The sequence below is a fragment of the Thermomonas sp. XSG genome (assembly GCF_014678725.1).
Lineage (GTDB): Bacteria > Pseudomonadota > Gammaproteobacteria > Xanthomonadales > Xanthomonadaceae > Thermomonas.
In genome coordinates this window covers 14,775-26,055 of the sequence record NZ_CP061497.1, presented here as the reverse complement: position 1 = coordinate 26,055, position 11,281 = coordinate 14,775, and the positions used below count along the sequence as shown (strand labels likewise).

Here is an 11,281-nt window from a genome sequence, read left to right as displayed (position 1 = left end):
TGATGGCGGGTACAGTGCGGCGCGGAGGTCAGATTGCCTGGGCCGGACTGAAGCTCGGAGTCGCCGTGCTGCGCCTGCGCCGGCGCGCACCCGACCTGCTCCCCGCATACGTCAGCACCACCCTGGTGGGGTTGGGCACCACCTTCGTCAAGCTGGGCCAAGGCTTGAGTCTGCGCTGGGACCTGCTGCCGGCACCCTACCGCGAGGCGTTGTCGCGATTGCACAGCGATGTGCCCCCCTTCCCGGCGGAGGAGGCCATGCGTATCGTCGAACAGGCGTTTGGCGCGCCGGTCGGCGAACTTTTCGCCAGCTTCGATGACAAGCCCCTGGCCGCGGCTTCAGTGGCCCAGATCCATCCAGCGCGCATGCATGATGGTCGCGATGTGGTCGTCAAGATCACCCGCCCCGGGATCCATGCCCAGGTGCAGGCGGATCTGCTGCTCCTGCGGCGCACGATGCGCGTCGCCCAGTGGATCTGGCCGCCACTGAAACGCCACCGGCCGCTCGAACTGGTGGACGAACTAGGCGCATTCCTGCGTGACGAGATCGACATGCGTCACGAGGCGCAGAACATGCGGCGCATGGCCAAGGTGCTGGATGCCCTGCCCGGCATCACCCAGCCGCACGTCGTCGAGCCGTATGCCACCCGCAACGTGCTTGTGCAGGATCGAAGCCACGGGACCCGTCTGGAGGCCGCGTACGGCACAGCGGCCGCTCCCGCACTGGCAAGGGCGCTGCTCGGTGCCTACGTGCATCAGCTCTTCGGCGCCGGCGTCTTCCATGCCGACCCGCACCCGGGGAATCTGTTCTTCTTTGACGACGGTCGCCTGTGCCTGCATGACTTTGGCTCGATCGGCGTGCTCGACCCTGCATCCCGGCTCGCGCTCGGCGGCATGGTCGAGGCCATTGCGGCCGACGACGCCGAGGGCGTGCTGGATGCAGCGATCGCCATGGGCTTCTTCCCGCCGCAGGTCGACCGCCGCTCGCATGTGCGCGAGATCCACCTGATCCTGGCCGAGATGGCCAGCCGTCCGCTGGCGCAGTGGTCCATTGCCGAGGCAATCTGGCGCGTGGCACGCATTGGGCAGGGCGCTGGCTTCCGGCTTCCGGCCCACCTGCTGTCCCTGATCCGGACGCTGTTCCTGGTCGAGAACACGCTGCGGGCGCTGGATCCGGATCTGGACCTGCTGGGGACGCTGTCCGCGCAGGCGGCCGCGATCGCCGACATTGCCGAAGCCAGCCGCCCCAGCGGCAACAGGCCGCTTGCCATGCGGCTGGCCCGCACTGCGCGCCAACTGCCACAGATCGCCACCGACCTGTTGCGGCAGGCGCAACTGAGCGACGGACGACCCGCCTTCTCCGTACACCACCATGGCCTGAGTTCCACGCAGGAGGCAATCGCGCGCACGGGCAACCGGCTGGCGTTGGCCCTGGTCACCTTGGGCCTGTACGTAAGCGGTGCGCTGTTGAGCCTGCATTCCGACGGCCCGCAAGTGTTCGGTCACCTGCCTGTCATGGCGGTGCTGGCCTTCACTGCAGCGGGCCTGCTATCCCTGCGGCTGGTAATGGCCATCGCCAGATCGGGGCACCTGTGACCAGCCGGAGCAACGAACATCGGGAATGGCCGATTTCCCGACAGTCTGTAACAAAACCCCTGATCTATCTCCCCGCTGACGCCCAGTGCATCAGTGCATCCAGGAAGGCAGACCCATGACGCAACACAACCACCATCATCAAGATCACCAGGCACATAGCGAACAATCGCCTGTTTCCCGCAAGCGTGGCGATGGCGACGCCCATGCCGGGCACGACAAGCATGCCGGCCACAGCGCGGCGGGCTTCCGCGACAAGTTCTGGCTCACGCTGCTGCTGACCATCCCCACGTTGATCTGGAGCGGGATGATCCAGCATTGGTTCGACTACACCGCACCGCAGTTCCCGGGCGCGGCGTACATCCCCGCGATGTTCGGCACGGTCGTGTACTTCTACGGCGGCTCGCCGTTCCTCCGCGGCGGATACCAGGAACTGCGCAGTCGTTTGCCGGGGATGATGACGCTGATCTCGCTTGCGATCACCGTCGCCTTTGTTTACAGCGCCGTGGTCACGCTCGGCCTTGTCGAGGGACTGGATCTGTGGTGGGAGCTGGCGACGCTGGTGGCGATCATGTTGCTCGGCCACTGGATCGAGATGCGTTCGATCAACCAGGCACAGGGCGCTCTCAAGGAACTCGCGAAGCTGCTGCCTGATATGGCGGTGCGGTTGGATGAGGCCGGTACCGCGAAGGAAGTCCCTGTCGCGGAACTGAAGCGCGGCGACCTGCTGCTCATCAGGCCCGGCGCGAGCATTCCCGCCGACGGCGTCGTGAAGGAAGGGACCAGCGCCGTCAACGAAGCGATGATCACCGGCGAGTCCAAGCCGATGGACAAGTCGACGGGCGACCGGGTGATCGCCGGCACCGTCAACGGACAGGGCTCGTTGCGTGTCGAGGTGACGGGAACCGGCGACGAGACCGCGCTCGCGGGTATCATGCGGCTCGTCGAGCAGGCCCAGACGTCGCGCTCGCGCGCCCAGGCCCTGGCGGACCGGGCGGCGTTCTACCTCACGATCATCGCCATCATCTCCGCCGCGGTTACCGCCATTGTCTGGCCACTCCTCGGTCGACCGTGGAGCTTCACGATCGAGCGCGTAGTGACCGTGCTCGTGATCGCCTGTCCCCATGCGCTGGGTTTGGCCATCCCGCTGGTGACCGCCATCTCGACCACGATTGGCGCACGGAACGGCCTGCTCGTGCGCGATCGACGCGGCCTGGAAGAGGCCCGTTTGCTGAACACGGTCGTGTTCGACAAGACAGGCACGCTCACGCTCGGTTCGCACCGCGTCGTAAAGACCACTGCCGCCGATGGACTCACCGACGACGAGGTGCTTCGCGTGGCCGCGTCGGTCCAGCGCGACGCTGAACATCCGATCGCGCAGGCGCTGATGACCAGCGCCAAGGAACATGGCATCGACGTTCCGATGTCGCAGGACTTCGAGTCCATGCCGGGACGCGGCGTGCGCGCAGTCGTCGAGGAGCGCTCGCTTCACGTTGGCGGGCCGGGTCTGTTGAGAATGCTCGCGGTCGAACCGCCGGAGACGCTTGGGCGGGCTGCCGAATCAGCGGCAGCCGATGGTCAATCTGCAACCTACCTGGTGGAAGGCGACCGGGTGCTCGCCGTATTTGCGATCGCGGATGCCATCCGTCCCGAATCGTTCGACGCGGTCAAGCGGCTGCACGACGAAGGACTGGAGGTTGTCCTGCTGACGGGTGATTCCACGGCGGTCGCAAACGCGGTCGCGAAGGAACTCAACATCGACACCGTCTTCGCCGAGGTATTGCCCGAGGACAAGGTGGCAAAGATCGAGGAACTGCAGGCACAGGGCAAGCGAGTTGCGATGGTTGGCGACGGCGTCAACGACGCTCCGGCGCTGCTCACGTCCGACGTCGGCATCGCCATCGGCACAGGGACGGACGTCGCGGTCGAGGCCGGCGACGTCGTACTCGTGCGCAGCGACCCGCGCGACGTGCCAGCGATCATCGAATTGAGCAAGGCCACCTATCGCAAGATGATCCAGAACCTGTGGTGGGCCGCCGGCTACAACATCGTCGCCATCCCTCTCGCCGCTGGCGTTCTCGCCGCATGGGGGATCCTGCTGCAACCTGCGCTTGGGGCAGTGCTCATGTCGCTGAGCACCGTCGTTGTGGCAATCAATGCGCAGTTGTTGCGCCGGGCGGTGCGGTCCCCATGAACATGATTCGGGGACACCTGTGACCACGCGCTGGCTTCTTGCACTCAACGTTGGCTCGTCCACCCTCAAGGGCGCGTCCTATCTGTTCAACACTGAGGGACACGGCGCGCAGTCTCGTCTGCTCGAGCGCTCCCGGGCCGAAATTCCAGTCGGCGTGGATGCGCAGGAGCGCCTTGCCACCCTGCTCGAGGCATTGTCGGAGCCGTGGCCCAGCCCCGACGTGATGGTGCACCGAATCGTACATGGCGGTGACCTGCACGACGCCCGCGAGCTCGACGAAACCGTGCTCGCGAAACTGGATGCATTGGTGCCGTTCGCACCCTTGCACCAGCCGGTAGCCCTCGCTTTCGCGCGTGCCGCGCGCATGCGTTGGCCGCACGCGCGCCAAGGCGTGGCCTTCGACACCGACTTCCACGCGTCGCTCGCGCCCTGGAGCCGGCGCTTGCCTGTCCCTGAAGCATGGGATGCGCTGGGCATCCGCCGCTACGGTTTCCATGGACTCGCCTTTGCCTCCGCGCTCCGCATAGTGGCCAGCCACGACGCTGGAATCCTGAAGGGCCGCGCTGTCTTCGCGCATCTGGGGGGTGGCTGCAGCGTCTGCGCCGTCGAGGGCGGCCGCAGCCGCGACACCACCATGGCGCTCACTCCGCTGGGTGGAATCCCGAGCCCTACCCGCTCCGGAGATCTCGATCCCGGCGCGTTGCTGTATCTGCTGAGGCATGAACGCCTGGATGCGCAGGCGCTTGAAAACGGCCTGTACCGCAGTGCAGGCCTAGCCGGAATCGCCGGCCATGGCGACATGCGCGTGTTGCTGACGGATCCCGGCCCGCAGGCCCAGCTTGCCGTGGAGCTCTTTGCAGTCCGGATTGCGCAGTCCATCGCGGCCATGGCCACGGCAATTGGCGGTCTCGACCATGTCGTCTTTTCCGGCGGCATCGGCCATCGCGCGCCGGTTTTGCGGGCTCGCATCGTCGCGCGACTGGCCTGGCTCGGCCTAGCGCTGGCACCTGACGTCAACGAAGCTGGAGCCACGCGGATCGACCGCGGGGGCGGGCCGAGCATATGGAACGTCGCGATCGATGAGGAGCGCGAACTGGCTGAATCGGCACTCGCCTGGCTGTAGCCACGACACGCCCCAAGGGTCGGCTCCGGTGGGGAATCACTCCTCGATCCGTGACGACGTGAGCACCGCTGCGAATCCACCACCGGGGGTGCGCATGTTCGTGGTCTGGCCCTGGTACAGCCTGGCCGCGAACAACAGGACACCCGCCTCGGACGCGAAGCAGCGCACATCCGCCTTGAGGGACTGGCCCGCATGCACGATCCGCATGCTCGGTGACGCGAAGGCCTGTGCGATGTAGGTCGCCGACGCCATAGACTCCCAAGTCCGCCGGGTCAACTTGTCGCCCCGATAACTCCCACGGCTGCCGAACCCTGCTGCAGGCTTGAAGAAATATCCGTTGCGCACTGCCCACAACGCATCCCGGTTCGCGGGCACGAGTTCGACCGTGGGCGGGATCACCTGGCCCAGCAGTGCCGTCGAACCCGCATCGACCCCGAACCCGCCGAGCAGAGCCGGGTCCCCGAGCACCGCAAGGTTGCGCTTGTCGGCAAACAGCGCGTGTGCTCGGGGATGCGGCATCAGCGCGACGTCCCCTGCCAGGTAAGCCTCACGAATGTCTGCATGCGAGGTATCCTCGAGCGCGAAATCGGTCAACCGGTTGTAGACAGTGTCGATTCGACCGCGGGCATCCTCAAGCCCGTCCGAACCAAACGATAAATCCTCGGGATCGCTGATCACGCAGTCCACGCCATGGTCCCGAAACGCGTTCGCGTACAGCTCAAACTCGGGGTAAAGGAACTGCGCTCGCGGAGTGCTGTCCACGATGGCCAGGCGCGACGGCGTGCGCCCGGATTGCTGCCGAGCATCCTCCATCCAGGCCGTGACGGCCGCATCACGCGCTTGGGCCGCGTTGGTCCAGGTGGCCCATGCTGGCGGCGCGCAAGACCGCACGGCATCGAGCAACAAGGCATTGAGGAGCAGACCGCCTGGATTGGTGTTGACCTCGATCAGCCGCGGCCCATCGACCGTCAGGTGAAAGTCCAGACCCAGGACGCCCCCCGCAGAACCCGGATCATGGGTTGCAATGTCAGGGGCCCATTGCAGGACCCGTTGGCTATATCCCGGGTTTCCTGCGACGTCGAAGACCGCCGCCGCGACTCGTCCCATGGTCTCCAACGCGGGCCGATCAACGAACAAGGCATAGGGTGAAAATAAGTGCGCGTGTACGGCGGGATCAGTCGTGAACTCCGGAAAGGCACCCCGGATCGACTCGTGCAGACGGAGGATGTCGACCACTTCGCATGCACACCGCTGGTTGAGCGGCGCGCTTTCCAGGGTGGCACAGTCGATCTCGCAGCCTGTCTGTCCAACTATTATCGGAGTCCGCGGTTCAACCACAACAGGGATTGTTCTGTTGGATCGGTGGACATGGCACTGTTCCGAACGAGCAGAACACACAGCAGTCGCCTTGATGCGGACGCAAAACCGCTCCACAGCCCGTGCACTCATAGAAGAATTGACACGCTGTGATGGGCATTGTCTCGGTCGCCCGATGGCCGCACTCCGGGCAGGTCAAGACGCTTTCCAGCTTGACGTCACTCACCGCGAGTCCGCACCTTGGCCGGGAAGCCTGCTTCCGTGACTGCACGCGCGATTCCGGCTGCATCCGTCTGGCTCGATTCGAACGTCACCGTGACTGTTTCAGCCCGGGTGTCCACCTTCACATCGGCCACGCCCGGCACCTTCTCCAGCGCCTTCCTGATGGTGATGCCGCAGGCGGGACAGGTCATGTTCTCAGCATCGAGCATCACTACGGTTGCGGGCGTCGCAAGAGCGGCATCGACCGACAGAGCAGCCACCAGGGCCAGTATCCACTTGTGCATCGCGCCTCCTACAGAATCCAGACGATGTAATAGGGAAACAGCAGCAACAGGACGATGAGGGCTGTCGCCAACCAGAGCCAACGTCGCCTGCGTCGCAGAGCGTCCGGGGCGATGCAACTGCCATCCACACCGCACCGTGCCGCCGGTCGATACAGCATCCAAAACGCCACGGCCAAGGACAGTACGGCGGCGGCGCTGAACCAGGGCCTCAAGGGATCGAGAGCTGTCAGGGTGCCGATCCAGGCGCCACTGATGCCCAGCAGGACCAGCACCAGCGGCACGACGCAGCAGACCGATGCGCCAATGGCGGCGATGCTCGCGCCAACGATGGCTGGAACAGACGATTTGGCCGGGGTTGTTTGCATCAGAGCATACTAGCCTCTGTACCTAGGTACGGAGTCAAGCCGTGCGTCCGAACACGTTTACGATCAGCCGGCTGGCGGCGGCGGCCGATGTGCACGTCGAAACCGTGCGCTACTACCAGCGACGTAGGCTGCTGCGTCAACCCGAGCGACCCATAGGAGGCGTGCGTCGTTACGACGAAAACGATGTCAATCGGCTTCAGTTCATCCGGCGCGCTCAGATGATGGGATTCAGCCTCGACGAGATCGCTGGCCTGCTAGAGATCACAGGCGAACGTTCTTGCGAGCAGACCCGTCAGCTGACCGAGCGAAAGCTCGTCGATGTCCGTCTACGAATCCGCGAGCTGCGACAGCTGGAGAGGGATCTCGAACAGAAGATAGCGCGGTGCGCCCAAGTGCCGGCGGGAGAGTGCTGCCCAACCCTCGATTTTCTGGAGCGGCCAAGAAAGCCAGCTGCGACAGGCAGTTAGCTCACTTTCGGCCCGTTTTTACACGAATCCCTGCCGACCCTCTCATGGCTTGAACCGGCGGTCGAGCTCCGCCTGGGCAAAATACGCTGACGCATTGCGCAGGATCTCGTTGGCCTGGCGCAGCTCGCGTACTTCCCGCTCCAACGCCTTTATCCGCGCCTGCTCGTCGGTAGTCGGCCCGCTGCGCAAGCCGCGGTCACGCTCGGCCTGACGGACCCAGCGACGCAGCGACTCGGGCGTGCACCCTACCTTGCCTGCGATCGAGACAATCGCCGCCCACTGCGATCCGTGCTCGCCCTGATGCTCCAGCACCATCCGTACCGCGGGGCCATGTGAGCCGCGTCGGACAGCAGCGCCAAGCTGTTGGTGACGAGGCCACCCACCACCTCGGCGACCAGGAAGGCGGCGGTGAGTCCGAAGGCCCACCACAACGGTTTCTCATGCTGGACTTCGCCCAGCCCGTGATCGTGTCCTGCACCCATGTCTTGTGCTCCTAAGTGGCCGCAGCCTGCATGAAGTTTCGATCAAGCGTTCGCAGCCCGCGGTGAACCCTCCGCCTGCCGATGCAGCCAGCGATACAACGCCGGCAGCACGAGCAGCGTCAGCAATGTCGAGGACACGATGCCGCCGATCACGACCGTCGCCAGCGGGCGCTGCACTTCCGAACCTGCGCCTACGTTGAGCGCCATCGGCAGGAAACCGAGCGAGGCCACCAGCGCCGTCATCAGCACCGGGCGCAAGCGACCCAGCGCCCCATCCACGATCGCATTGTCGAGAAAATCGCCTTGCTCACGGAGCTTTCGGATGAACGCGATCATCACCAGACCGTTCAGCACGGCAACGCCCGACAACGCGATGAAGCCGACGCCAGCGGAGATCGACAGCGGAATGCCGCGCAATGCCAGTGCGATTACGCCGCCGGTCAACGCCAGCGGCACGCCACTGAACACGATGGCCGCATCCTTCGCCGAACCGAAGGCCATGAACAACAGGCCGAAGATGATCACCAGCGTCACCGGGACCACGATCGCCAGGCGCCGGCTCGCGGAGATCAGTTGCTCGAACGTGCCGCCGTATTCGATCCAGTAGCCAGTGGGTACCCGGACCTTCGCTTCGATCGCCGATTGCAGTTCGTTGACGAAGCCGCCGAGGTCGCGGTCGCGCACATTGGCCGTGACGACCACGCGGCGCTTGCCGTTCTCGCGGTTGATCTGGTTGGGGCCAAGCGTGGACTCGATGCGCGCCACTTCCCGCAACGGCACCGTGCGTGGCGCACCGCCCACCCAGCTTGCCGGCCGGCTCGATTCGTCGGCCTCGCCGTTGCTGCCCAGCGGGATCGGCAGATCGGCGAGTGCGGCCGGGTCCTGGCGCACACCTTCGGGCAGGCGTACGACCAGATCGAAGCGCCGATCGCCGTCGAACAACTGGCCGGCCACCTCGCCGCCTACGGCCGTGGCCACCGTGTCCTGCACGTCGCCTGGGTTGAGCCCGTAACGCACGAGCGCCTGGCGATCCGGCACCACGGTCAGCAGCGGCAAGCCGGCGACTTGTTCGGTCTTGACGTCGGCCGCACCGGGCACGGCCGCCATCACTCGCTGCACCTGCGCCGCCGTGCGGACCAGCTGGTCGAGGTCGTCGCCATAGATCTTGACCGCCACGTCCGCACGCACGCCGGAAATCAGCTCGTTGGTGCGCATCTGGATGGGCTGGGTCAGCTCGTAGTTGTTGCCGGGCAGCCTGGTGATCGCCGCTTCCATCTCCTCCAGCAACTCGTCCTTCGGCTTGCGTGGGTCGGGCCAGTCCTCACGCGGCTTGAGCATCACGAAGGTGTCTGAAATCGACGGCGGCATGGGGTCGCTGGCCACTTCGGCAGTGCCGATCTTGGCGAACACGCGTTCCACTTCCGGGAAGCCTGCCAGCGTCTTCTCCAGTGTTTCCTGCATGGCTACCGACTGGGTCAGGCTGGTGCCGGGAATGCGCAGCGCCTGCACCGTGATGTCGCCTTCGTCCAGGTTCGGAATGAACTCGGTGCCCAGACGGGTAGCAAGCAAGCTGCACAGCACTACCAAGGCGGCAGCGCCAGTTAGCACCCAGCCCCGACGCTTCAACGACCAGGCCAGCATCGGTGCATAGCGGCGTTTGGTCCATGCCATCAGACGGTTTTCCTTCTCCTCGACGCGGCCGCCCAGGAAGGTGGCGACGGCCGCCGGCACGAAGGTGAGCGAGAGCAGCATCGCACCGGTCAGCGCAAGCACCACGGTGATCGCCATCGGGTGGAACATCTTTCCTTCGATGCCGCTCAGCGCAAAGATGGGCAGGTACACGGCGGTGATGATGCCGACGCCGAACAGGCTGGGACGGATGACTTCGGCCGTCGCGACCGCGGTCAGGTCGAAGCGTTCCTCCCGCGTCATGGTGCGGCCGAGGGCGTGCTGCGCCTCGCCGAAGCGGCGCAGGCAGTTCTCGATGATGATCACGGCGCCGTCGACGATGAGTCCGAAATCGAGCGCGCCCAGGCTCATCAGGTTGCCCGACACGCCGCCGCGCACCATGCCGATAACGGTGAACAGCATCGCCAGCGGAATCACCGCCGCCGTGACCAATGAAGCGCGGACGTTCCCCAGCAGCAGGAACAGCACGACGACGACGAGGATCGCGCCCTCGATGAGGTTCTTGGCGACGGTGTGGATCGTGCGGTCGACCAGTGCGGTGCGGTCGTAGACTGGACGGGCCGTGACGCCCTCAGGCAGGCTCGCGTTTGCCGTTTCGAGCTTCGCCGCGGAGGCCTGCGATACCTCCCGGCTGTTGGCGCCCACCAGCATCACAACGGTGCCGATGACCACCTCGCGGCCGTTCTGTGTAGCGGCACCCGTACGCAGTTCCGGTCCTTCGCCCACGAGCGCCACGTCGCGTACCCGGATCGGCACGCCTTCGCGCCGGTCCAGCACAATCTCACGGATGGCATCGAGATCGGCAACCTGGCCCGGTACGCGAACGAGGAACTGCTGGCCGTTGCGCTCGATGTAGCCGGCGCCGACGTTCTGGTTGTTGGCCGCGATCGCCGTGACCACGTCATGCAGGGTGAAGCCCAGCGCCACTAGTTTGGCCGGATCCGGCGTGATGTGGATCTGCCGTTCGAAGCCACCGATGGTGTTGACCTCGGTAACGCCCGGCGTATTGCGCATCTGCGGACGCACCACCCAATCCTGCAGGGTGCGCAGGTCGGTGGCCGTATACGGTGTGCCGTCCCGCTTGCGCGCCGTCGGATCGGCGTCGACGGTGTACATGAAGATCTCGCCCATGCCGGTGGCGATGGGCCCCATGTCCGGGTCCAATCCTTCCGGCAGCTGCGACTTCACCTGCTGCAGGCGTTCGGATACCTGTTGGCGGGCGAAGTAGATGTCGGTGCCGTCCTCGAAGATGACGGTCACCTGCGACAGGCCATAGCGGGACAGCGATCGGGTGTAGTCCAGGCGCGGCAGGCCGGCCAGCGCCGTCTCGATGGGGAAAGTGACGCGCTGCTCGGCCTCCAGCGGCGAGTAGCCCGGCGTCTCGGTATTGATCTGCACCTGGACATTGGTGATGTCCGGCGTGGCATCGATCGGCAGCTTCGTGAAGCTCCACACGCCCAGCCCGACCAGGGCGAGCGTGAGCAGCAACATCAGCCACCGATGCGCGATGGCGAATCGGATGATTTTTTCGAGCATGGCGGCGACC

9 protein-coding genes and 2 pseudogenes are annotated in these 11,281 nt (G+C 65.4%); 4 read left to right on the top strand and 7 right to left on the bottom strand.

What is annotated here, in order from left to right:
• The first annotated feature begins 65 nt into the window (after nt 1-65).
• The 3 genes from ICG51_RS00145 to ICG51_RS00135 all read left to right on the top strand — a co-directional run bounded on the left by ICG51_RS00145 (nt 66) and on the right by ICG51_RS00135 (nt 4,909).
• Nucleotides 66-1,595: an AarF/UbiB family protein gene (locus tag ICG51_RS00145; RefSeq protein ID WP_223809477.1), complete on the top strand. Its 1,530-nt coding sequence runs from the start codon at nt 66-68 to the stop codon at nt 1,593-1,595.
• A gap of 115 nt (nt 1,596-1,710) precedes the next feature.
• Nucleotides 1,711-3,786, top strand: coding sequence for a heavy metal translocating P-type ATPase (locus ICG51_RS00140; RefSeq protein WP_190280996.1), 2,076 nt, complete (start codon nt 1,711-1,713; stop codon nt 3,784-3,786).
• 19 nt (nt 3,787-3,805) lie between these two features.
• A complete protein-coding gene (locus tag ICG51_RS00135; RefSeq protein ID WP_190280995.1) occupies nt 3,806-4,909 on the top strand; it encodes an acetate kinase in 1,104 nt (367 codons plus the stop codon).
• A gap of 36 nt (nt 4,910-4,945) precedes the next feature.
• Here the strand turns inward: ICG51_RS00135 and ICG51_RS00130 are convergent, their stop codons facing one another.
• The 4 genes from ICG51_RS00130 to ICG51_RS00120 all read right to left on the bottom strand — a co-directional run bounded on the left by ICG51_RS00130 (nt 4,946) and on the right by ICG51_RS00120 (nt 7,097).
• A complete protein-coding gene (locus ICG51_RS00130; protein WP_190280994.1) occupies nt 4,946-6,145 on the bottom strand; it encodes a hypothetical protein in 1,200 nt (399 codons plus the stop codon).
• Between the two features lie 94 nt (nt 6,146-6,239).
• Nucleotides 6,240-6,452: a GDCCVxC domain-containing (seleno)protein gene (locus ICG51_RS14305; RefSeq protein WP_083536958.1), complete on the bottom strand. Its 213-nt coding sequence runs from the start codon at nt 6,450-6,452 to the stop codon at nt 6,240-6,242.
• Nucleotides 6,445-6,732: a heavy-metal-associated domain-containing protein gene (locus tag ICG51_RS00125; RefSeq protein ID WP_190280993.1), complete on the bottom strand. Its 288-nt coding sequence runs from the start codon at nt 6,730-6,732 to the stop codon at nt 6,445-6,447. Before ICG51_RS00125 ends, ICG51_RS14305 begins: the two co-directional genes overlap by 8 nt.
• Nucleotides 6,733-6,740: 8 nt before the next feature.
• Nucleotides 6,741-7,097, bottom strand: coding sequence for a mercuric transporter MerT family protein (locus tag ICG51_RS00120; RefSeq protein WP_017355168.1), 357 nt, complete (start codon nt 7,095-7,097; stop codon nt 6,741-6,743).
• Nucleotides 7,098-7,138: 41 nt separating this feature from the next.
• Here ICG51_RS00120 and ICG51_RS00115 point away from each other — a divergent pair, with 41 nt between their 5' ends.
• The gene (locus ICG51_RS00115; protein WP_043766636.1) at nt 7,139-7,564 is read left to right on the top strand and encodes a MerR family transcriptional regulator; all 426 of its coding nucleotides are present in this window, start codon (nt 7,139-7,141) and stop codon (nt 7,562-7,564) included.
• Nucleotides 7,565-7,604: 40 nt separating this feature from the next.
• Here the strand turns inward: ICG51_RS00115 and ICG51_RS00110 are convergent.
• From ICG51_RS00110 to ICG51_RS00100, 3 genes and pseudogenes are all read right to left on the bottom strand, one after another.
• Nucleotides 7,605-7,879 (bottom strand): annotated as a pseudogene (locus ICG51_RS00110) (transposase); the annotation flags it as partial.
• 11 nt (nt 7,880-7,890) lie between these two features.
• Nucleotides 7,891-8,046, bottom strand: a pseudogene (locus tag ICG51_RS00105) (cation transporter); the annotation flags it as partial.
• Between the two features lie 42 nt (nt 8,047-8,088).
• Nucleotides 8,089-11,271, bottom strand: coding sequence for a CusA/CzcA family heavy metal efflux RND transporter (locus ICG51_RS00100; protein ID WP_141482367.1), 3,183 nt, complete (start codon nt 11,269-11,271; stop codon nt 8,089-8,091).
• Nucleotides 11,272-11,281: the final 10 nt, after the last annotated feature.

Bases quoted from the DNA above. Each gene is read 5' to 3' on its own strand.
- ICG51_RS00100 (WP_141482367.1), bottom strand. From the start codon at position 11,271: ATGCTCGAAAAAATCATCCGATTCGCCATCGCGCATCGGTGGCTGATG.
- ICG51_RS00140 (WP_190280996.1), top strand. From the start codon at position 1,711: ATGACGCAACACAACCACCATCATCAAGATCACCAGGCACATAGCGAA.
- ICG51_RS00120 (WP_017355168.1), bottom strand. From the start codon at position 7,097: ATGCAAACAACCCCGGCCAAATCGTCTGTTCCAGCCATCGTTGGCGCG.
- ICG51_RS00125 (WP_190280993.1), bottom strand. From the start codon at position 6,732: ATGCACAAGTGGATACTGGCCCTGGTGGCTGCTCTGTCGGTCGATGCC.